The 21,693-nt window shown below is 70.8% G+C and carries 15 protein-coding genes and 1 pseudogene; 8 read left to right on the top strand and 8 right to left on the bottom strand.

All coding sequences use genetic code 11. The features are described 5' to 3' along the window. Window positions 1-113: 113 nt before the first annotated feature. A pseudogene (locus tag ACFV57_RS29875) lies at window positions 114-920 on the bottom strand (acetoacetate decarboxylase family protein); the annotation flags it as partial. Between the two features lie 209 nt (window positions 921-1,129). Here ACFV57_RS29875 and ACFV57_RS29870 point away from each other — a divergent pair. Both ACFV57_RS29870 and ACFV57_RS29865 read left to right on the top strand, forming a co-directional pair. Then, window positions 1,130-2,497 carry a glutamine synthetase family protein gene (locus ACFV57_RS29870; RefSeq protein WP_385238579.1) on the top strand — a complete coding sequence of 456 codons (1,368 nt, stop codon included), beginning with the start codon at window positions 1,130-1,132 and terminating at the stop codon, window positions 2,495-2,497. Window positions 2,498-2,583: 86 nt separating this feature from the next. After that, a complete protein-coding gene (locus ACFV57_RS29865) occupies window positions 2,584-3,861 on the top strand; it encodes a cytochrome P450 (RefSeq protein WP_385238577.1) in 1,278 nt (425 codons plus the stop codon). Between the two features lie 12 nt (window positions 3,862-3,873). On the opposite strand, the gene ACFV57_RS29860 is transcribed toward ACFV57_RS29865, so the two are convergent. After that, window positions 3,874-4,272, bottom strand: a complete 399-nt coding sequence (locus tag ACFV57_RS29860; protein WP_385238575.1) for a hypothetical protein — start codon at window positions 4,270-4,272, stop codon at window positions 3,874-3,876. Window positions 4,273-4,340: 68 nt separating this feature from the next. After that, the gene (locus ACFV57_RS29855) at window positions 4,341-7,679 is read right to left on the bottom strand and encodes an ALF repeat-containing protein (RefSeq protein ID WP_385238574.1); all 3,339 of its coding nucleotides are present in this window, start codon (window positions 7,677-7,679) and stop codon (window positions 4,341-4,343) included. A gap of 379 nt (window positions 7,680-8,058) precedes the next feature. On the opposite strand from ACFV57_RS29855, the gene ACFV57_RS29850 reads away from it, so the two are divergent. Together ACFV57_RS29850 and ACFV57_RS29845 are read left to right on the top strand one after the other, a co-directional pair. Next, window positions 8,059-8,586: a hypothetical protein gene (locus tag ACFV57_RS29850; protein WP_385238572.1), complete on the top strand. Its 528-nt coding sequence runs from the start codon at window positions 8,059-8,061 to the stop codon at window positions 8,584-8,586. 109 nt (window positions 8,587-8,695) lie between these two features. After that, window positions 8,696-10,228: an FG-GAP-like repeat-containing protein gene (locus ACFV57_RS29845; RefSeq protein ID WP_385238571.1), complete on the top strand. Its 1,533-nt coding sequence runs from the start codon at window positions 8,696-8,698 to the stop codon at window positions 10,226-10,228. A 150-nt stretch (window positions 10,229-10,378) separates the two neighbouring features. Here ACFV57_RS29845 and ACFV57_RS29840 read toward each other — a convergent pair whose 3' ends face one another. The 5 genes from ACFV57_RS29840 to ACFV57_RS29820 all read right to left on the bottom strand — a co-directional run bounded on the left by ACFV57_RS29840 (window position 10,379) and on the right by ACFV57_RS29820 (window position 16,107). After that, window positions 10,379-11,710, bottom strand: a complete 1,332-nt coding sequence (locus tag ACFV57_RS29840) for a hypothetical protein (RefSeq protein ID WP_385238569.1) — start codon at window positions 11,708-11,710, stop codon at window positions 10,379-10,381. Then, on the bottom strand, window positions 11,707-12,744 hold the full coding sequence (locus tag ACFV57_RS29835) for a HesA/MoeB/ThiF family protein (protein ID WP_385238567.1): 1,038 nt from the start codon (window positions 12,742-12,744) through the stop codon (window positions 11,707-11,709). Before ACFV57_RS29835 ends, ACFV57_RS29840 begins: the two co-directional genes overlap by 4 nt. A 335-nt stretch (window positions 12,745-13,079) precedes the next feature. Continuing rightward, window positions 13,080-13,661 carry a nitroreductase gene (locus tag ACFV57_RS29830; protein WP_385238566.1) on the bottom strand — a complete coding sequence of 194 codons (582 nt, stop codon included), beginning with the start codon at window positions 13,659-13,661 and terminating at the stop codon, window positions 13,080-13,082. A gap of 61 nt (window positions 13,662-13,722) precedes the next feature. Further along, on the bottom strand, window positions 13,723-14,037 hold the full coding sequence (locus tag ACFV57_RS29825; protein WP_385238564.1) for a hypothetical protein: 315 nt from the start codon (window positions 14,035-14,037) through the stop codon (window positions 13,723-13,725). Window positions 14,038-14,232: 195 nt separating this feature from the next. After that, complete coding sequence (locus ACFV57_RS29820; protein ID WP_385238562.1) at window positions 14,233-16,107, bottom strand: BTAD domain-containing putative transcriptional regulator; 1,875 nt, start codon at window positions 16,105-16,107, stop codon at window positions 14,233-14,235. Between the two features lie 510 nt (window positions 16,108-16,617). Here ACFV57_RS29820 and ACFV57_RS29815 point away from each other — a divergent pair. From ACFV57_RS29815 to ACFV57_RS29800, 4 genes are all read left to right on the top strand, one after another. Next, window positions 16,618-18,312: a 2-isopropylmalate synthase gene (locus ACFV57_RS29815; RefSeq protein ID WP_385238560.1), complete on the top strand. Its 1,695-nt coding sequence runs from the start codon at window positions 16,618-16,620 to the stop codon at window positions 18,310-18,312. A 56-nt stretch (window positions 18,313-18,368) separates the two neighbouring features. After that, on the top strand, window positions 18,369-19,958 hold the full coding sequence (locus ACFV57_RS29810) for an amino acid adenylation domain-containing protein (RefSeq protein WP_385238558.1): 1,590 nt from the start codon (window positions 18,369-18,371) through the stop codon (window positions 19,956-19,958). 69 nt (window positions 19,959-20,027) lie between these two features. Beyond that, on the top strand, window positions 20,028-21,368 hold the full coding sequence (locus ACFV57_RS29805) for a cation:proton antiporter (protein WP_385238556.1): 1,341 nt from the start codon (window positions 20,028-20,030) through the stop codon (window positions 21,366-21,368). A gap of 179 nt (window positions 21,369-21,547) precedes the next feature. After that, window positions 21,548-21,693 (top strand): aconitase family protein (locus ACFV57_RS29800; RefSeq protein WP_385238710.1); only part of this gene is annotated, 146 nt, incomplete at its 3' end.

Raw genomic sequence — 21,693 nt, 5'->3', positions numbered from 1 at the left:
GTCGGCTCCCGGGGGCCGGGGGCCTCCCGGGGGGCGCGGGGGGGGGGGGCCCCTTCCATTTCCGGGCCCCCCGGGGGGCACCCGGGGGGGGGGGGGGGGACCCGCTCCGCGCCCGCGCCCCCTGGCGTGCCCGCGCCCCGCTCCAGCACCGTCCCGCCGTCCCAGCACACCCCCACCTGCCGGTAGTAGGCCCCGATCGGCTCCGCGACGGCGAGGGCCGCCAGCTCTTCGGTGGGCGACGCGAAGAGTTCCAGTTCCGCGTCGGCCGCCCACGTCTGCCCTCCCTCGAAGGAGGCGGCTCCGCTCTCGACCAGCTCGTCCAGGGCGAGTCCCGTCCCGTCGATCGAGGGCAGCCGGCGGTGGTGGGCCATCGGGTGGCCGTTCACGAAGCCGCCCCTCTCCGACGGTTCGCGCAGCGTGGCGACCGCCTGCGCCAGCCGCCGGTCCCCCGCCGCGAGCGTCGCGCCGAAGACGGCGCCGGGCTCGATGCGGGGCGCGGGCCCGTACGGATGGGGCCGGGTCAGGTGGATGGAGCCGAGCTTCTTCGGGTAGCCCTGGTGGATGCCGCGGGCGAGGGCGAAGTCCTTGTCGACCCAGATGTGGACGCAGCGCGAGTACGTACGGCCGCGGTAGCCGCAGCGTACGACCGCGAAGCACTCCTTGTACTGGCCGCGCACCGGGTCGAGCAGTTCCTCCTTTCCCGCGCCGCAGGACTGCCAGTCGGCCCAGATCAGGGCGACGGCCCCCGGGTCCTCGTCCGCGAGGGAGAGCGGCGCGGGGAGGAGTTCGCGCACCCGCGCGGGGTCGGTGCGGTATTCGACGGTGAGCAGGTCGCCCGAGTAGTACCAGGGCGGGGCCGGGATCAGCGAGGCCCGCCCCGTGGCGGTCGTGGGCCAGAGGAATCCTCGGACGGTCGGCACGGTGGGCACAGCGGACTCCTCGGGTTCCTCGCTCGACATCTCGTTTGGGCCCGTACGATATGCCCTCGATCCCGGGTTGTCACGAGCGCGCCGGACGCGCAGCCGATCCACCGCACCCCCTTGCGCGGCACCCGGCCGCTTCCTATTGTTCGACCCCAAACGATATCCGGAGTGAACCCGAACACAGGCCCCCAGGAAGGCTGGACAGGGTGAGCGAAGAGAGCCCGGCACACGGCGACCAGGCCCGGCAGGCCGTCGCGGCGCTGCGAGCACAGGACATCGACGTGGTGCGCGTCGTCTACCCCGATCTGCTCGGCGCCGACCGCGCCCGCGACATCCTCGTCGGCCATCTGCCGACCGCCGCGCGCAACGGGCTGGCGTTCTGCCGCGCGGTCTACCACACCAGCCCCCAGAGCGACACGGTTCCCATGCCGGGAGGCCTGGCGGCGGGCATGCCGGACATCTCCGTCCGGCCCGACCTGGACACCCTGCGCGCCCTGCCCTGGGAGCCCGGTGTCGCCTGGTGCCTCGGCGACGCCCTGGACCCGGCGACCGGCCGCCCGGCCCTCGAATCCCCGCGCGACCTGCTGCGCGGCGTCCTCGACCGCGGCGGCGAGGAGCTGCACCCGGTGATCGGCCCCGAGCTGGAGTACTACCTGTGCGAGCGGGACGAGAGCGCCGTCACCGGCTGGTCGCCGTACGGGCGGGCCCCCGGCAACGTCTACAGCGCGGGGCTGCGCGGCGACCCCGACGGCCATCTGCTGCGTACGCTGCGGCACTTGAAGGAGCTGGAGATCGGCACGACGGCCGGGAACCGCGAGTTCGGCAGCGGTCAGTTCGAGATCAACCTCGACCACTCGCCGGCGCTCGACGCCGCCGACCGCGCGTTCCGCTTCAAAGCGGCCGTCAAGGAGATCGCGCGCACGGAAGGGCGGCTGGCGACCTTCATGGCCAGGCCCTTCAACGAGGAGGGCGGCTCCGGCTTCCATCTGCACCTGTCGATGGTGGACGCGGACGGGCGCAACATCTTCGAGGGCCGCGACGAGGACGATCCGCACGGCCTGTCCGCCGCCGCACGGCACGCGATCGCCGGCGTCCTCGCCCACGCGCCCGCGCTCACCGCCCTGCTCAACCCGACCGTCAACTCCTACAAGCGCTTCGGCCCGGACAGCCTCGCCCCGTGGCTGATCGACTGGGGACTGGACAACCGCAGCGCGATGGTGCGCATCCCGCCCGAGCGCGGCGACGGCACCCGCCTGGAACTGCGTCTCGGCGACGCCACGGCCAACCCGTACATCGCCGTCGCGGGCGCGATCGCCGCCGTATGGCTCGGCCTCCGGGAGAAGCGGGAGCCGCCCGAGCCGCTGGCCGGGTACGGCTACCGGGAGGACACCGCGGCGCGGCTGCCGCGCACGCTCGACGCGGCGCTGGACGCGCTGGAGGCCGACACGGACCTGACGCAGCTGCTGGGAGCCGGGTTCGCCCACTCCTTCCTCACGTACAAGCGCAACGAGATCGAGCGGTTCCAGCAGTACGTCACCGACTGGGAGTTCAAGGAGTACGCCTTCCTCCTGTGACGGCCCCTGTGCCGTCTTCCGCCCTGTGCCGGCCCAGCAGCAAGCCCCGCACCCCGGCCGCCCGCCCGCTTCGAAGGAAAGCTCCCATGACCGTCACGTCCACCGCACCGGAACCGCTCCCCCTCGACGCGGTCGACCTCACCGACCACGACAACTTCACCGACGGCGCGCTGCCCTGGCGGATGTTCGACACACTGCGCCGCGAGGACCCCGTCCACTGGCAGCCGGAGCCCGCGCCCAACAGCGGATTCTGGGCGATCACCCGGCACGCCGACATCGTGCGCGCCGGCCGCGACCCCGAAACGTTCACCTCCACGGAGTTCACCAACCTCGAAGAGGTCGACGCGGACCACCGCGAGCTGCGCCGCTCCCTCCTGGAGACCGACGGCCCGCGGCACCGGGCCATGCGCAGGCTGCTGCAGCGGCAGTTCAGTCCGCGCGCCGTCGCCACGTACGAGGTGTTCCTGCGCGGCCTGACCGCCCGGACCCTCGACGCGGCGCTCGCCAAGGGCAGCTTCGACTTCGTCCAGGAGGTCGCGGCCGACTTCCCGATCAACGTCCTCGCCCGCATGCTCGGCGTTCCCGAGCACGACACCGGGCAGCTCATCGACTGGGGCAACCGCATCATCGGCAACACCGACCCCGACTACGCGGACGTGCTGCTCGGCACCGAGGAGAGCGAACGCTACCGTGATCTGCCGTTCCGCAGTCCCGCGGCGCTGGAGGTCTTCGCGTACGGGCGGGAGCTGGCGGCGCGGCGCAAGGGAGGCGGCGGCGACGACCTGGTGAGCCGGCTCGTCAATCAGCGGCCGTCGGACGGGGTGCCGCTGTCGGGGCGGGACTTCGACAACTACTTCCTGCTGCTGGTCGTCGCGGGCAACGAGACCACCCGGCACGCCATCTCGCACACCATGCTCGCCCTGATCAACCACCCGGAGCAGCGGGAGAGGCTGCGCCGGGACCCGTCCTCGATGCCGGGCGCCGTCGAGGAGTTCCTGCGCTGGTCCTCCCCGGTCTACCACTTCCGACGCACCGCCACGCGGGACACCGAGCTGGGCGGCAGGCGGATCGCCGAGGGCGACAAGGTCGTCCTCTGGTTCGCCTCGGGCAATCGCGACGAGACGGTCTTCGACGCCCCCTACCGCTTCGACGTCACCCGCACCGCCAACGAGCACCTCGCCTTCGGCAAGGGCGGCCCGCACTTCTGCCTGGGCGGCTCACTGGCCCGTCTGGAGCTGCGCGTCATGTTCGAGGAGCTGCTCCCCCGCCTGTCGGACATCCGCCTCACGGCCGAGCCCCGCCACGTCCGCTCCAACTTCGTCAACGGCCTCAAGACCCTGCCGGTCGAGGTCACACCGGCCTAGTTTCGCGTGCGGCTAACCCCAGGACAGCCACGCCCACAGGGCGAACGACACGAAGAACGCGGCGGAAATCTGCACCGTCAGTCTTTTGTTCGCCGGAGCCGCTTTGCTGGCGGATGTGCCCAGCGGGTCCTCACCCTGCTGTACCGCTATTCGCCAGTCGGCGCGCCGTCCTATGGTGCCGAGAATCAGCGCGAGGGCCACGGTGGAGTAGATGGAGAGCAGTTGCACGACATTGTGTCCGCGCAGCGCACCGAGCGTCGTCAGGAAAACAATTCCGAAGAGGGGAATGACAGCGATCTGAGTCCTGGACCGGGACGTCGGCATCATGGGCAGCCAGACGGCGAGGAAGAGGACCGTCGTGCTGATGGCAATGATCCACCAGACGTTTTCGGAGATGTGCGGGGGGTGCAAGATTTTACTCCCTTACCACTGTGGGGCCCGCGCGCGGGCCCCACAGCTCAGCTATGCACAGGGCTCGGTCAGCCGAACAGACCGGTGATGCCCGAGTAGATCGATCCGGCGGCGTCGCCGAAGACCTCCTTGGCCTTCGTGGCTCCCGACCTTACTAGACCGGTACCCGCCGAGACGGCGTCCTTGAACTTGCCACCGGCGTAGCCGACGGCGGTTCCGACCGCGGAGCCCCAGAATTGGCTGCTGCCGAATCCGTAGGCGACACCGGTGAAGATGGTGCTGCCAATACCGGTAACGAGGGAAACGCCGCCCAGGAAAGCGCTGACGCCCTGCGCGACGCCCGGGGCCGGAATCAGGTTCGCGGCCGCCGCGCCCCAGCCGGTCCAGGTGCTGACGTTACTGAGGAAATTGGCGCCCTTGCACCAGTCCTCTTTCCCTGCGGGGCAGTCGCCGCCGCCGCTGCCCCCCTTCTTGCTGTCGGGCACCTCCGCCTTGTCGTTCTTGGCGTCGTTCTCGGGCCGCTGGTTCTGCTTCGCGGCCTCCTCTGCCTTCTTGCGAGCGGCTTCCGCGGCGGCACGCTGCTCGGCCGCACGCTTCTGCTGGGCGATCTGCTTGGCCTCGGTGGCCGCCGCACGCGCTGCCGCGGCGTCCTTGCCGGCCTCGACGGCCGCCGCCTTGGCACGGCCCGCCGACGCCTGGGCGCTGGCCGCGGAGGCCACCGCCCGCTGCGCGGAGTGGGTGGCCTGGGTGGCCGAGTAGTTGGCCTGGCGGGAGGCGACCTGCGCCTTGGCTGCCGCGGCCTTGGCCTTCTTGGCGGAGGACGCCGCGTCGGCGGCCGACTTGTCGGCCTGGTCGGCGAACTCGTTCGCCCGGTTGGCGTGACCCTGGGCCTCCTTCGCCTTGGCCTGGGCCTTGGCGGCGTACTTCTTGGCCTCGTCCGCCTTGCCCTGGGCGCGGGCCGCGGCCTCGAACGCGGTCTCGACGTTCTCGTACGCCTGGGACGTGGCCTTCGCCGCGACGCTGATCTGGGCCTGGACCGCCGCCGCGTGGGCCGCCGCGTCCTGGTCCGCCTGGGCGGCGCGGTACTGGGCGCGCTCGACGAAGACCCGGCGCATGGTGTCCGTGCCCTCAAGGGCGACCTTCGCGGCGGCCTTCATGGTCGGGCCGCCCTGCTCCAGCTGCCGCAGCGCCTGGAAGCGGTCGTCCTCGGCCTGGGCCTTGGTGTAGCCCTCGGCGAGGAAGGAGTGCAGCGCCTCGGTGGAGCCGTCGTCGAGCGCCTTGGTCGCGGCGTCCTTCACGGCCTTGCCCGATTCGTTGACGATCTTGAGGATCTGGAAGCGGTACTCCTCCTTCTGACCCTCGAAGGCGCCCTTGGTCAGGAACTCCCGCACCGCGTCGGGCCCCTTGGCGAGCGCGTCCTCAGCAGCAGCCGCCGTCTTGGGCGTACCGATCTGGCTGAAGAAGACGGCCTTCTCCCGGTCGTCCTGGTGCTCGGCGTCGACCCGGTCCTGCTTGATCCAGGCCTGCACGTCCTCGTCGGAGCCCGACAGGGCGTCCTCGGCCGCCGTACGGGTCCAGGTGCCCTGACTCGACAGCAGGTTGACGGCCGCCTTGCGGGCCGTCTTCACCGCGCTCTGGTCGTCCTTGCCCAGCTCCTCGCCGGCCTCGGAGATCAGCTGCGCGGTCTCCTTGTCCGTCTGGGCGGCCTGCGTCTCCTCCTTGGCCAGGACGGGCTTGATCTCGTCCTCGAACTTCTTGGCATCGCGCGCCTGCTCGATCGATGCCGTGAGGTCCGTCTCCAGCATCTGCTTCTCGGCTTCGCGGGCGACGTTGAAGACCTCGGTGGCCTGCTCGGTCGCCTCGGCCGCCGTCTTGGCGGACGCGAGCGCGGCTTCGGCGTGGGCCTTGGCCTTGTTGGCCGCGTCCTGGGCCTTGCCCGCCTCGTCGGCTGCCTTGTCGGCGGCCTTGGCCGCCGCTTCGGCGTGCGTGGCCGCGTTGTTGGCCGCGGTGCGGGTCTGGCGGGCGGCCTTGGCCGCCTGATTCGACAGGGAGATCGCGCTGTTGGCGGCGTTGGTCGCGCGGTTGGCCTCGGAGCGGGCCGTGGCCGCCGCACGCCTGGCGTGGGCCGCTTCGGCCTGGGCCGCGCCCGCGCTGGCGCTCGACTGCGCGGCGGCTTCGGCCGCGGCGGCCGCGTTACGGGCGGCGCTGGCTGCCGCGGCGCCCGACCGGCCGGCCGCCGCGGAGGCGTTCGCGGCCTGGTCGGCGGCGGCAGCGGCGGTACGGGCTCCCGCCGCCGCGTTACGGGCCTGCTCGGCGGCCTGGCGGGCCGCCTTGGCCTGGCCGGCGTCCGACACGGCGGCGCTCGCCGCGCGGTAGGCGCGGGAGGCGGCCTGGCCGGCGGCGGCAGCGGCGGACGCGGCGTTGGCGGCGGCACGCGCCGCCGTACGGGCAGCGGACACCGCGTTGTTGGAGGCGCGGATGGCGGTACGGGCCGCCTCGGCGGCACCCTCCGCGGCGCGCGCGGCCTTCGTGGCGAAGCGGCCGGCCTTGTCCGCGTCGGACTTGGCCTCCGCGGTCTGCCGCGCCGCCTCCTCGGCGGCGGCCTTGGCCTTCGCCGCGGCCTTGTCCGCGACCTCGGCGGCCTCCAGCGCCGCGTCGGTCTGGGCCTTGGCCTTCTTCCCGGCGTCGGTGGCGACGCGGGCCAGCTGCGCGACCGTCATGGACTCCTGGTCGCGCGCCTGGGCCAGTTCCTGGCCGCGCTCCAGAAAGTCGGCTATGTCCTCCGCGTCCCCGCCCAGGGCACGCTCGGCGGCCTGCTTGACAGCCGGTCCGCCGGTGTTGACCGCCTGCAGTACTTCGAAGCGGTTGTCCTCGATGGTGGCCTTGTCCAGGCCCTCCTGGAGGAACTTGTCCAGGACGGCGGGCGTGCCGTCGTCGAGAGCCCGCTGCCCCTCACGGTTGACGGCCTTGCCGCCCCCGTTCATGGCCCGCAGGACCGCGAAGCGCCGGTCGTCCTGCAGCGGCTTCTCGTATCCGTCCTTGACGAACGCGAGCACCTCTTCATCGGTGCCGGAGAGCGCCGTGTCCGACGCGGCGGCCACGCCCTTGCCGGCGCTCGCCATCGTCTTGAGGATGGTGAACCGGGCGTCTTCCACCTCGGCGCGGTGCAGCGCGCTGCCGAGGAATTCGCTCATGTCGGCGGCCGAACCGGTCAGCGCCTTGGCGGCCTCGCGCTTGGTCGCCGCTCCGCCGACCTTCCACGCCTCCACGGCCCGCGCGCGGGCGTTGTCCGCGGGCGCCGCTTCTGCGGGCTGCGCCGGGAGCGCGTGGGCCACGGTCGTACCGAAGATCACCGCTGCCGTGGCCAGCGAGGCCACGGCGGTGAATCTGCCGCGTGAATGCCGCATTCGGCGCGGCATGCTTGACGGTTTCATGTCAGGTGCTTCCCCATCCGGGATCTCTTGTCGAAGTCGAGAAGCGCGGCCACGCGTTCGGAAAGCATGATCACACACGCAAAAATGCCGACAATCTGCGCATTTGACGATTACCGATATGCCGTCAACTCGCCACACTGGCCCCAGGGCACACCACAACTCCCTTATTTGGCAGGCCATTTGAGACACCGTCACACCGACCCGTCAGGCGACACGGGACCCGATAAGCGGACAGGTGACGCTTTGATAACAAAGCATCAGAGTTTGATGATCTGTGACTCCAAGTGATAATCCTTCCGCTGGGGGCGGTTTGCTCCCTTCAGCCCTTCACCAACCGAAACGTGAGTCACTGATGCGGATATCCCTGCGCCCCCTGGCCGTTGGTCTGACCGGCAGCGCCCTCGCCGTCGGCGCTCTTGTGCTGAGCGGAGCGGCCAGCGCCGCCGACCAGCCCACCGGCAGCCGCGCGGCCCAGGCCTCGGCGGCCTCCGGATCGTCCGAGCAACCCCCGTCGGCCATCGAGGACTTCTCCTACCCCGGCGCGGACAAGATCCTCAAGGAGAAGAACCTCAAGCTCAAGCACGGTGACGGGCACATCGTCCTCGCCGAGTGCGACAGCAGCCCGAACCTCCTGAAGTTCGTCGCCCGCGACCGCGCGGACTTCTGCTTCAAGGTCATCGGGGACAGCGGCTACCTCGCCCTGGAGGTCCCGGCGGTCGGTGGCGTGCAGAGCCACGACTACAAGGCCAAGGTCAACATGACCGTCGGTACCGAGAAGAAGTCCTTCGACATCCCGAAGAACTCCTGGAAGGGGATCGGCGAGAACGCCGACCCCGCGGGCCGGGAGCACACGCTGCTCGAAATCATCGCGAGCAAGTAGCCCCGCCAGGGCCTCAGGTCCCGTCGGACGCGGCTGTGCGGGCCCGCACCGGCACTCCCGCGCCACCAGCCCCGATCTCCCCTCCCCTCCCAGAATTGAGGAAGCAAGAGTGTTTGGCAGACGTCCGCGCACCGCATGGGTCACCGGCCTGACCGCGACCACCATCGCGGCAACCGTGCTGACCGGTGTCCCCGCGAACGCCGTCTCCGGCGAGGCCGCCAAGGACGGGGCCCTCCCGTTCACGGCCAAGCTGGACATCGGCAGCGGCAAGCGCGCCTGCTCCGGCGCCCTGGTCGACCCCCAGTGGGTGATCACGGCCGCCGGCTGCTTCGCCGACAACCCCGGCCAGGACAAGGTCACCGCCGGCAAGCCGAAGCTGGCGACCTCGGTGACCATCGGCCGCACCGACCTGTCCGGCAAGGGCGGGCAGGTGCGCACCGTCACCGAACTCGTGCCCCGCGCCGACCGCGACCTGGTGATGGCGAAGCTGTCCGCGCCGGTCGACGACATCGCCCCGGTCACCGTCGCCGGCACCGCCCCCGCCAAGGACGAGACCCTGCGCGTGGCCGGATACGGCCGCACCAAGGACGAGTGGGTTCCCAACCGTCTGCACAGCGGCGGCTTCTCCGTGGACGCGGTGGACGGGACGACGCTCGCCGTCACCGGCCAGAACGGTGCGAGCGTCTGCAAGGGCGACACCGGCGGCCCGGCCCTGCGCGAGACGAAGGACGGCGTCGAACTGGTCGCGGTCAGCCTCGCCTCGTGGCAGGGCGGCTGCTTCGGCTCCGACGAGACCCGTACGGGCGCCGTCGAGACCCGCGTCGACGACCTGCACACCTGGGTCCAGCAGATCCGGCTGACGGCCATGTACAGCCATGTCACCGACGTCGTGACCGCCGCGGACTTCAACGGGGACGGCCGTCCCGACATCGCGGCCGTCCTCGACGACAACAATCTGCACGTCTTCTACACCGGCCCGGACGGCAAGCTCGAATACGGCCGTGAGCTGTGGAAGCACGACGGCTCCTGGGGCCGCAAGCGCGCGATGGCCGCCGGTGACTTCGACGGTGACGGCCTGACCGACATCGCCGCCGTCAACGTCGACGGCAGCCTCGACCTGTACCCGGGCACGAAGAGCGGCAAGCTGGGCTCCCCCCGCTCGATGGCCAAGGACGGCTCCTGGAAGACCATCCCCAAGTTCGCCCGCTACAAGGCCGACGACTCCGGCCGTGACGGCCTGGTGGCGATCTGGGACGACGGCTCGCTGTACGCCTACACCACCGCGGCGGACGGCCGGCTCTCCGGCTTCAAGCGCCAGGTCTGGCACAACAAGACCTGGTCCAAGAAGCACCTGACCACCGGCGACTTCAACGGCGACGGCCGCGAGGACATCGCCGCCGTCTCCCAGACCGGTGGCCTGGGCCTGTACACGGGCAACGCCAAGGGCACGTTCGACTACGACAAGGCGATGTGGCCCGACGAGAGCTGGGGCAACTTCCGCGCCGTCCTGGGCGGTGACTTCGACGGCGACGGCAAGGCCGACATCGCCGCCATCAACAGCTCCGGCGGCCTGTTCCTCTACCCGGGCAACGGGAAGGGCACCCTCGGCTCCCGCTCCGCCATGTGGCCCAGCGCGTCCTGACGCCGGCACGACAACGTGAGAAGGGCACCCGGTCGTACGGACCGGGTGCCCCCGCGCGCAGGTCATGACCCGACCCGAGCGCTAGCAGCCGTACCTCTCGTTCTCCCAGGCGACAAGCCCCTTGCCCTTGAAAACGGCCAAGGTCGGGAGTCACCCTGACGTTCTCCACCCTCGACGGCTCATCGTCGGCGGACCTCCGGTCATCGCCCACAGACTCAGGGTTTCGGCCGACAGGGCGCCGACCAGGGCCAGCCCCGCGCCGGCCACTCCGGGCAGGGAGCCGAACGACAGCAGGAGGCCGAACGCCAGGAAGGCCGCGAGATGTACGGCCGCCGCGCGCGGCAGTGCCTGGGTGGTTCCGCCGGCGATCGCCACGGCGCGCAGCCGGCCGCGGAGGGCCCACAGCGGCGGGGCGGCCACGAGTACGGCCATCCAGCGCAGTCCGAGATCGGCCGGGCCCGCGGGGACCTTGCTGAACCCTGCGATGTACAGGTGCGCCAGCGGTGTCAGCACGACCAGCAGGGACACCGCGAGCAGCGCCGCGGCGAGCAGGACGGCGAACCGTGTGAGCGCGCCCGGCACGCCCGCCCTCTTCAGGAACGCGGCGCCGACCGAGTCGAGGTCGGACAGCACAACCGTGCCCAGGGACACCAGGCCGTACAGCGCGGGCCAGACGACCAGGGAGTCGGCGGCCTGTTCCGACCGGGCGATGATGACGGTGGTCAACAGGGCGGGGCTCATGTTGAGCAGCACGCTGGAGGTGATGCGCGCGTGCGTCAGGAGAATGCGTCCCCCCGGCACGTCCGGCGGCGGCACCGGCGCCAACCGCCGGGCGGCGAGGGCCAGACAGGCGGTTTCGGCCCAGGCTCCCACGGACAGGGCGAGCCCGCCGGCCGCCCCCGCCGGTGCCCCCACCCGCCACAGGGTGAGGCCCGCGAGCACGGTGGCGCCGATGCGGGCCACCGTGGCCACGGCGATCGGCCGGGTGGTGTCGCTGTCGATCAGGCGGCCGTGGAGGAAGCGGCGCACCGCCACGGCGAGCGGCGCGGACGCGAAGGACAGCAGACAGGTCAGGAAGTCCGCCCGTACCTCCGTCGGCAGGCCCAGCAGTGCGGGGAAGCCGGTCGAGACGTCGGGCAGCAGCGCAAGCGCCACCAGCAGGGCGCAGCCGAGTCCGCCGGTGGCCAGCGCCCGGCGCAGCAGGGCGCGCGAGCCGTGGTTGCCGACCTCGGTGACGACCACCGGGGCCAGCGCGAGGGCCGGTGAATTGATCACGAACAGCACCGACAGCCCGGCGCCCAGCGCGGCCATCGCGGCAGCGCCGCCGGGCAGGCGCCCGACGATCGCCACGGCCAGCGGGATCTCCCAGGCCAGCATGGAGGAACCGAGGGCGGTGGGCAGCCAGGAGCGGGCGAGCGGGGCGAGCCCTTTGCGGCCCGCCTCGCCCGGGACCGGCTCCGGGGAGCGTGCGGCGGTCGTCACTGTGGCGGTCGGCCTTGTCCGCACGGGCAGTCGGGACGGAAGGAGAACTCGGTGAAGTCGAAGGTGAGCGTCTCGGTGTTGACGTACAGGCTCCTGCCGGCGGTGCGGGAGGTCGTCTTGGCTCCCGATACGAGGCCGATCACCTCGTTGACCGCGATGCCCGCCACCATGGCCACCAGGGTTCCGGTGAGGCTGCCCGACTTCTCCGCGCGCAGGATGCTCAGGTCGCGGATGCCGACGCATTCCATGCACGGTGTCCGGCCGGGGAGCATGGTGGGACCCACCCGGGCTCCCTTGTCGGTGATGCCGATCTGCCCGAAGGGCACCCCCGTGCGCAGGCTCGCCTCGTTCGACCAGCGGATCGCCTGGTTGCGGGGGCGGTCGTAGGCGTTGAAGAAGAAGTCGGCTCCGTCGACGAGTTTGACGATGTCCTCGGCGGACTCGATGCGCGTGTGGTGGGGGACGAACCGCGAGCGGGTGTTCTGCAGGGCGAGGTGGCGCCGCAGCGCCTCCAGTTTGGGCACGCCGACGTCCTGCTCGTCGAAGGTCGGGTGCGTCGGGAGGTTCTCCTCGGCGAAGGTGTCGAAATCGACCGCCTCCAGGGTGCCGATGCCGGCCGCGTTCAGCAGGCGCAGCAGGGTTGTGCCCCCGGCCCCGGTCCCGATGACCACGACCCGGGCTTCGCGCAGCCGGCGCATCCCCTCGTAACCGTCCCAGTCCGCCCGGTCGTAGAGCCGGAGGTGGTTGATCTGCCGGCTCCAGCGGCGCAGGTCGTCGGCGTCGAGGGGCGGGGTGGCCGCGGCGTCGTCCAGCACGCCCTGGGAGTCGAGGGCCGCCAGCCAGTCGTCGGTCTCCGGGAAACGCGCGCGGAGTTCGTCGCGGGTCAGCGCGCCGTCGAGGGCCAGCGTGAAAGAGATCATCTCGTCGGTGGGATCGGAGATCTGCACCTTCTCGGGACCGATCCCAATAAAGAGGTGCGGTTCCCCCTCCACCTGATGGATCCGGAGAAACTCCTTGATCCTGGGTTGCCGCATCGTACGTCTCCTGTTCTGGGGGCGGGGTGGTGCCGTGGCGGGGGACGCGCCCCCGCCACGGCCTTGCGGAGCGTGACAGGCGTCAGATGACGTTGCCGTGCCACTCCTTGACGAGGCCCTGCTCGTACACGCGGGTGACCTTCATGGCTGATTCCTCCTCTCGGTCATCGGGAACAGGTGCTCGTGACCGGTCCGGTCGACTGCGCGACGCGCGACGGCGGCCCTCGGCGCCGTCCCGCCGGGCACGAACTCGACGTGGTGCCCGCCGCCCGGCTTGCCGAGCGGGCACCGAACTCAACCGGGCGCCGCCGACGGGGCGTGGCGCGCGGATGTTGTCAGCAGCAGGCGTCCACCTTGGCGTGGAGGGCCTGCCCTTGCGTGAGGGTGCGGATGTGGGCCATCGGGTCCGGCAGCCGCCGCGGCGGCGGGGTGCCCACGGCTGTGCCCGTGTACAGCCAGCCCAGCAGTTGTTCGTCGTGACGGAGCCGGTGGAGGTCGCGGACCCCGTGGTCCCCGGTGGCCGGTCCGGTGAGCCAGATGGAGGCATAGCCGCGGTCGTGCAGCAGCAGGGACAGGGTCTGGACGGCCGCCGCCGTGGACGCCAGCTGCTCCCAGTGCGGAATCGTGCGATGGGCGACCGGGGTGAAGACGATGGCGATGAGGAGGGGGGCCCGCAACGGCTTGGCCAGGGCCCGCTCCCGGGCCCCCGGGGCGTCGGCCGCGCAGGCGGCGAACCGCTCGCCCAGTTCGGCGCGCTCCCCGTCCCGCAGGGTGACCAGGCGCCAGGGCAGCAACCTGCCGTGGTCCGGCGCGGTCATCGCGGCCTCCACGAGGGTGAGCAGCTCCCCGTCGTCAGGGGCCGGCTCGGTGAGGCGGCTGACACTGCGCCTGGTCAGCACGGTCTCAAGGGTCTCCATCTCAAGCCCTTTCGTGAACGGCGGCATGGCCCGGTCGGTGTACGGCAGGGAGCGGGCGGTGTCAGTCGTCCGGGCGGGTCCGGGCGCCGATGCCGACGGAGCACCGGATGAGCGGCACGTGCCGGACGGGGCCGCCGTCCGGTCCGTTCGAGGACAGCAGGGCCCGGGCGAGGGCCTCCTTGTTCTCCGCGTCGAGGAGCACCTCGACGCGGTCGCAGCCCCCTGGGCTCAGGCGCGGGACCTTGATCCTGATCTGCAGGGAGACACCGTCGTCCGTGTCGGTCACCGCGGCGATGAGGCCGCCCACGACACCGGGCACCAGGTGCAGGTTCTCCAGTCGGCCGGTATCCGTCCCGGTCGGATGCTGTGTTCTCACATGCTTCCTCTCGTACGTGCCGCACCGGGCACACCCGGCGGTCCGAGGCGCCGAGCCGACGGAGACCGGCCCTTCGTCCGGGGCCTCGGACACGATCCTGGCGGCTGCCGTCCTCGCCTCGTCCTCGGGCGATCCTCACCGCGGCGTGCAGCGGGCGGACGGCGGTCCCCCGCTGCACCGCGCCGTACGGCCCCGCTATACGGCCCCACGGAGGTCCGGAACCTGCTGGTGCGGGAATTCCCCGCCGATTTCCGGAACAGCGGCGAGGCGCTCCTCGGCGCGTTTTCCGTAGGTGTCGTAGGTCGGGCCGGCGAGTTGGGCGGCATAGGTATGGACCAACTCGTGAATGTCGTATCGCCCGGTGCCGGAGACGCGCAGCAGATGCGCGTCGACCAGCGATTCGAGAAGCCACTCCGCGTGGACCGTCGAAAGGCCGGCGCGAGCGGCTATGGCGCGGGCCTCGATCCGGTCGGCCGGCACCTGGCCGAGCAGACGGAAGACCCGTTGCTGGGCGGCGCCGAGGCCCTCGTACGACTGGCGGAACACCTCGGCGATGCTGCTGCCCTCGGATTCGAGGGTGGCCATCCACTGCCGGTCCACGCCGAGCCGCGAAGCCAGGTAGGAGACGGACCAGCCGGGGCGGTGGCGGAGTTTGGCCGCGACGAGCCGGATCGCCAGGGGAAGGCCGCCGCACAGGTCGACGATGTATTCGACGGTGGCCGGTTCCCGGTGCGGGCGCTCGTCTCCGACGATTCTGCCGAAGAGCGCTCGGCCCTCGGACCGGGACATCTCCGGCAGCGTCAGATGGAAGGTGGCCATGAGGTTCGTGAGCCGGTTGCGACTGGTCACGACGGTGAGGGAGCCGGGAGCGGTGGGCAGCAGGGGCAGCGTCTGGTCGGTGTCGATCACATTGTCCAGGACGATCAACGCCCGGCGGTCGGCGAGCAGCCGGCACCACATGGCGCGCCGTTCCTCCACCCGGAGGGGAATGTGCTCGGACGGCACGCCCAGCCCGGAAAGGAGAATTCCCAGCGCGGTGGCCGGATCGCGCGGGCGGCCGGCCATGGCGTATGCCTGCATATCGACGAACAGCTGAGCGTCCGGGTAACTGGGCGTCAGCTGATGTGCGGCGTGCAGGGCCAGCGCGGTTTTCCCGATTCCGGCCATTCCGTCGATCGCGATCACCGCCGGGGCAGATCTGACCGGCCGGCCCTTCGCCTGCGGCAGTCGGCCGGCCTCCTGCATGACGCGCTGTTCCCGGGCCCGCCCGGTGAAATGCGCGACGCAGGGCGGAAGATTGTTCCGGCCGAACTGCATGCTTTTACCGCGGACCGCCGACCGCACTCCCTGGAGAATCTGGCGGTACGCTTCCTGCATCTCCACCCCGGGACTCACCCCCAGTTCCTCCTTGAGGATTCTGCGGGTCTGCTCGAAAACCATGAGCGCCCTGGCCTGCGCGCCGGAGTGGTGCAGAGCGAGCATGAATTGCGCCACCAGACGTTCCCGGAGGGGGTGCTCGGCCGCCCAGGCGGAGAGTTCACCGAGCAGCGACTGGTGGTTTTCCGCCGCCAGCTCCAATTCCACCCGCTGTTCCATGGTGACCAGCCGCAGTTCGTTGAGCGCCGCGGTCCGGGCCTGCAGCGCGGGCCGGTCGATACCGCCGAGAACGGGGCCGCGCCAGAGGGACAGTGCGGACCGCAGCCCGCCGAGCGCCTGCTCCATACGCCCTTCCGCCAGCAGCTTCCTGGCTTCGACGGCGCGCTGCGCAAATGTCGTGGCATCCACCTGGCAACCGTCCAGCACCAGCTGGTACCCGTCCCCCGCCAATCGCAGGTTCGCGGCCAGCCGAGGGTGGAGACGGCGCAGGTCGGATGTGGCATTGCGTATCTGCTTGACGGCGGTCGGAGGGGTTTTCGAACCCCATACGGTGTCCAACAGCCGGTCGATCTGGACGGGCGCTCCGTCGGCCAGCAAAAGTGCGCCGAGAACTGCCTGCCGCTTGGTACCCGAGACGAATAGGCGCTCCCCGCCGACGTGCACTTCGAGCGGCCCCAAGATGCGCAACTCCATCTGCACTCCCCCGCACAAGTATGACCATTGAGAACCTGTCAACGAACACTGCACAGAAGTCGCCCCGATGAGCCTACCTTTGCCCAGGGAAACCCCGAAAGAGCCTTTTCATCAGGTGAGATGCTGCAGGTCGCGGGGCCCCGGGGCAGCAGGAAGAAGCAAACAGCCAAAGTGTGCTCAGCGGTACCGGACGTTGTAAAGATGGCCGATTCACATGGTTCGGAGAGGTTCTGCCGCCATGCGGCCCGTCGCCCCCGGAAGTTGTCCGTCGGTCCGGCCGACGCCTTCTGCCGCGGCCCCGGCCCATTCTGCGAGGGCGGCGCGCGAAACGGACTGAGGATGGTGCGAGGACGCAATGAGGACGCGGGGGGTGACGGTCAGCAGGTCGGATTTCGAGCCAGGAACGCGCTGGGAGGCTGATCGCGTATGGCCGGGGCAGGTACGTGGGACACGGGTGCCGGGGCACGGACGACCGGGCAACCGTGGTGGAACGCACAGCGCGGTTCGGGCATGCCGTTCGAGCGGTACGGACGGGCGGCGGAGCGGGTGCCCGGCGGTCCGGCGGACCGGTCCTGGCCGCAGCGGGTGATCCGGCACGCTCCCCTGTGGGCCTCGGTGGACCTGCGGGACGGCAACCAGGCGCTGGCCCATCCGATGGACGCCGCGCGCAAGAGCCGGATGTTCGACCTGCTCGTCCGGCTGGGGTTCAAGGAGATCGAGGTCGGCTACCCGGCGGCCAGCGAGGCGGAGTTCTCGTTCGTACGGGATCTGATCCGCCGGGACCGGGTGCCCGACGACGTGACGATCGTGGTGTTCACCCCCGCGCGGCCGGAGCTCATCGAGCGGACCTTCGAGGCACTGCGCGGCGCACGGCGCGCGGTGGTGCACCTGTGCCTGGCCACCGCCTGCCTGTGGCGCGAAGTGGTCTTCCACATGACGCCGGCGGAGCTGAAGGGCTTCACGCTCGACGCCGCGCGCCGGGTGGCCGGGCTGGCCGACGCGATGCCGGGTGCCGCGATACGTTACGAGTTCTCGCCGGAGACGTTCAACGTCACCGAGCCGGACTTCGCCCTTGAGGTGTCCAACGCGGTCCTCGCCACGTGGAACGCCGCTCCGGACCGTCCGGTCACCCTGAACCTGCCGACCACCGTCGAGACGGACACCCCGAACGTCTTCGCCGACCAGGTCGAGTGGATGTCCCGCAACCTCGACCACCGGGAATCGGTGATCCTCTCCGTCCATCCGCACAACGACCGCGGCACCGCGGTCGCCTCCGCGGAGCTCGCGCTGATGGCCGGCGCCGACCGCGTCGAGGGCACCCTGTTCGGAAACGGTGAGCGGACCGGCAACGTCTGCCTGGCCACGCTCGCACTGAACCTGTTCGCCCACGGCATCGAGCCGCAACTGGACTTCTCCGACATCGACCGCGTGCGCCGCACCGTCGAGGAATGCAACCAGATGCCCGTCCACGCCCGCCACCCCTACGCCGGTGACCTGGTGTACACCGCGTTCTCCGGCACCCATCAGGATGCCATCGGCAAGGGGCTGGCCGCCCTGGACGAGCAGGCGCGGACCACTGCCACCGATCCGCGCCGGCTCCCCTGGCAGGTGCCCTATCTGCCCATCGACCCGAAGGACGTCGGCCGGAGCTACGAATCCGTGGTCCGCGTCAACAGCCAGTCCGGCAAGGGCGGTGTCGCCCACGTGCTCAAGACGCACTACGGCCTGGACCTGCCCCGCCCGATGCGGATCGAGTTCGCCCGCTCCGTACAGGCCATCACCGACCGTACGGGTACGGAGCTGACCTCCCGCCGCCTGTGGGAGTCCTTCACCGACCTCTACCTGGAGCCGCGGCCCTGGCTGCTGCTCAAAGAGGCGACCGCAGAGCAGAGCGGCCCCCACGGCACCACCGTCCAGCTCCTCCTGGTCGGGCCCGACGGTGAGGAGATCCGCCTCACCGGCACCGGTGCGGACCCCGTCACGGCGGCCGTCGAGGCCCTTCGGGCGGGCGGCCACCAGGTGATCCTGCACGAGCAGAGCACGCAGCAGGCTCCCGACCAGCGCACCGTCGTGTACGCCCACCTCACGTACGCCGAGGAGTCCGTCCACACCGCGGGCCTGCACCCGGATTCCGTGACGGCCGCTGTTTCCGCCGTCCTCAACGGGATCAACCGCGTGCACGGCGCCGGCGAGCGCACCGGCTGACCGGGCCCGGGTGGGCCGGGACGACCAGCAGCCTCCGATCCGACAAGGAACAACACATGGTCTTGACAGGAACCAAGAGCCCGTTGCCGGACGAGCGCATCGCGCACCGTGTCTTCGAGTCGCACGCCGCCCGACACCCCGAACGGCCGGCTCTCACCTGCGGCAAGGAGACTTTGACCTACGGCGAACTCGACGCACGGGCCAACCGGGTGGCCCACTACCTGGCCTCGGTCGGCGTCGGACACGGCGCGGTCGTGGGGGTGTGCATCGACCGTTCGAGCGACCTCGTGGCGACCATCCTGGGCGTGCTGAAGGCCGGCGCCGCCTATGTGCCGCTGGACCCGTCCTATCCGTCCGAGCGCCTGCGGCTGATGACCTCCCAGCTCTCCCGGATGAAGGTGGTCGTCGCCGGCGCGGACACGCTCGCACTCGTGGCCGAAGGCACCGACGAGGTCGTCGCCATCGACGATCCCGCGCTCCGGCTGGAGGACTTCCCCGCCACGACCCCGTCCGTGGCGATCACATCCGCAGACCTCTGCTACGTGGTCTTCACCTCGGGTTCCACAGGGACGCCCAAGGCCACCGCGGTGCGCCACGAGGGCTGGTACAACCTGCTCAACTGGCTCACCGTCGAATACGGCCTGGACCACGAGTCGGGCAACCTGCTGGTCAGCTCCTTCGGGTTCGACATCAGCCAGCGCAGCCTCATGACCCCGCTGTTCACCGGCGCGCCCCTGCACCTGCTGCCCAGCCGGAGTTTCGACGTCAGCCTGGCCTACCGGCTCATCGGCGAGCTGGGGGTACGGACCCTGCACTGCGCCCCGAGCACCCTGTACCTCCTGGTGGACCGCGAGTTGGACCGGGGCACCGACGTACTGACCGGGCTGCGCTACGTCTTCATCGGCGGCGAGCCCATGTCCGCGGCCAGGGTCGCGCGCTGGGCCACTCGCGAAGGGAACCAGTGCCTGCTGCTGCACCAGTACGGAGTGGCCGAGTGCACGGATGTCGCCTCCTCGCACCGCATGGTGGACTACGACTCCTACGCCGGGGGGCCGATGCCGGCCGGCACTCCGGTCTACAACACGCAGATCCACATCCTGGACGGCAGCCTGTGCGAGGTACCGGACGGCGTGGCCGGGGAGATCTGCATCTCCGGGATCAGCGTCGGCGCCGGATACCTCAACTCCGGCACCGAAGCCCGGTCCAGGTTCGTCACCGTGCGGCGGGACGGTGCCGACGTACGGCTCTACCGCACGGGCGACCAGGGCTACACGACGCCGTCGGGCGAACTCGTCGTCGTGGGGCGCCTGGACCACCAGGTGAAGATCCGCGGTATGCGCATCGACCTGGGGGACGTCGAACACGCCGTGCGGTGTCACCGGGACGTCCGCGACGTGGTCGTCGTACCGGTGGGGACCGGGCAGGACGACACCCACCTGGTCGGCCTGGTGATACCGGCCACCGGCCGGTTCGACGACCGCGCCCTGCGCCATGACCTGCTCGGCACGCTGCCGCGGAACATGGTGCCGCAGCGGTTCGTCGCACTCGACGCCTTCCCGCTGAATCCCAACGGAAAGATCGACCGCAAGGCGCTGGCGGGCCGCCTGCGATCCGGGGCGCACATGACCGGCTCGGGCGCACGCTAGCCCGCAGTCCCGGCCCCCGCGGTCGCAGCCGTCATTCTTCTTCCCCGTCGAATTGGGAGAGTCGGACTCTTGGGATCACTCACCACCGCCGCCGGGCCTGCGGCCGGGGTCACGGCGGCTCTGCTGATCGCGCTGGCTCTGATCGTCGCCGCCGCGTTCGTCTTCGCCAGGCTCGCCCGGCGTCTGCGACAGCCGGCCGTCGTCGGAGAGATCATCGCCGGTGTCGTTCTCGGGCCCAGCGTGCTGGGTCTGTTGCCGGGCGATCTGGTCGACGTCCTCTTTCCCGCGGACGTCAGGCCTTTCCTGCACGTACTGTCCCAGCTCGGTCTGGTCCTGTTCATGTTCGGTGTCGGTTACGAATTCGACGCCGCGCGCCTGCGCCATCACGGGTTGCGGGTGACAGCGGTGTCGCTGAGTTCGGTCGCCCTGCCGTTCGCCCTGGGTGCCGGACTCGCCGTACTGCTGGTTCCGTGGTTCGACCGCGCGCAGATGAAAACGGACGGCGTGCTGGTACCGGCTCTGTTCCTGGGGGCGGCGATGTCCATCACCGCGTTCCCGGTACTGGCCCGGATCATCGGCGAACGCGGCCTGCAGAAGGACCGGACGGGCGTCATCGCGGTGGCCTGTGCGGCGGTTCAGGACGTCCTCGCCTGGGTCGTCCTCGCGGTGGTCGTCGCGCTCGCCAACAGCGCCGGACACTGGCCCCTGGTGCAGTTGGCACTCTCCTCGGTGGCGTTGCCGGCCGGGCTGGTATGGCTCGTCAAACCCGCGCTGGCCTGGGCCTTGTCACCGGCGCGGCGCTGGCACGGCGCCATGGCCACGCACGCCGTCCTGGTCGTGGGCCTGCTGCTGAGCGCGTGGGCGACCGAAGCCATCGGACTGCACGCGGTGTTCGGGGCGTTCGCCTTCGGAGCCGTGGCGCCGCGGGCCGAGATCGACGCCGGCGCGCCCGAGGTCCCCGAGCGTGTCGAGCAGGCCAGTCTGCTGTTGCTGCCGGTCTTCTTCGTCGTCACGGGTCTTTCCGTGAATCTCGGCGGACTGGGCGGGCGGGGAGCGCTCATCCTGTTGGCGGTACTCGCCGTGGCATGTGCGGGAAAGTTTCTCGGCGCGGCGGGCGCGGCCGGTCTGACAGGCGCGACCCGGCAGGAAGCGACCGTGCTGGGCGTGCTGATGAATACCCGTGGACTGACGGAACTGGTCATTTTGAACGTCGGTCTGGGCCTCGGCGTCCTGGACGGCCAGTTGTTCACCGCGATGGTCATGATGGCGATCGTGACCACCGTCATGACGGGCCCGCTGCTCGACCGGTTCCACCGGCGGGACGCACCGGCGCCCCGGCGGAGCAAGCCCGTGGACCGCGAGGGTGGGGACCGCCGGACGCTGGTCACCTCGCCGGACGAGGCCGTCTGAGTATTTCCCTCCGGGCGACGCGTTGCGGCGCCCGGGATGAGCTCATACGCCGCCCGTGCGCGCTTTTCGGTGAGGACCGGAAAGGGACACGGCGGGGACGCCGCCTTTTACTTTTTTGCAAGCCACCGAAAATCCTTGGATCTCGCATTACGGGAACAGTCCCGGCCGGAGGGAAAGCGATGGGACGCACACTCGCGGAGAAGGTCTGGGACGGCCATGTCGTCCGGCGTGCGGAAGGCGAGCCCGACCTGCTCTTCATCGACCTGCACCTGCTGCACGAGGTGACCAGCCCGCAGGCGTTCGACGGCCTGCGCAAGGCCGGCCG

The organism is Streptomyces sp. NPDC059788, assembly GCF_042732265.1.
Taxonomy (GTDB): Bacteria; Actinomycetota; Actinomycetes; order Streptomycetales; family Streptomycetaceae; genus Streptomyces.
The sequence above is the reverse complement of the archived record's forward strand: the minus strand, read 5'-3'. Positions and strand labels throughout refer to the sequence as shown.

Excerpts from the sequence above, each read along its gene's own strand:
- ACFV57_RS29865 (WP_385238577.1), top strand. The coding sequence starts at position 2,584 with ATGACCGTCACGTCCACCGCACCGGAACCGCTCCCCCTCGACGCGGTC.
- ACFV57_RS29855 (WP_385238574.1), bottom strand. The coding sequence starts at position 7,679 with ATGCGGCATTCACGCGGCAGATTCACCGCCGTGGCCTCGCTGGCCACG.
- ACFV57_RS29850 (WP_385238572.1), top strand. The coding sequence starts at position 8,059 with ATGCGGATATCCCTGCGCCCCCTGGCCGTTGGTCTGACCGGCAGCGCC.
- ACFV57_RS29835 (WP_385238567.1), bottom strand. The coding sequence starts at position 12,744 with ATGCGGCAACCCAGGATCAAGGAGTTTCTCCGGATCCATCAGGTGGAG.
- ACFV57_RS29830 (WP_385238566.1), bottom strand. The coding sequence starts at position 13,661 with ATGGAGACCCTTGAGACCGTGCTGACCAGGCGCAGTGTCAGCCGCCTC.
- ACFV57_RS29820 (WP_385238562.1), bottom strand. The coding sequence starts at position 16,107 with ATGGAGTTGCGCATCTTGGGGCCGCTCGAAGTGCACGTCGGCGGGGAG.
- ACFV57_RS29815 (WP_385238560.1), top strand. The coding sequence starts at position 16,618 with ATGCCGTTCGAGCGGTACGGACGGGCGGCGGAGCGGGTGCCCGGCGGT.
- ACFV57_RS29810 (WP_385238558.1), top strand. The coding sequence starts at position 18,369 with ATGGTCTTGACAGGAACCAAGAGCCCGTTGCCGGACGAGCGCATCGCG.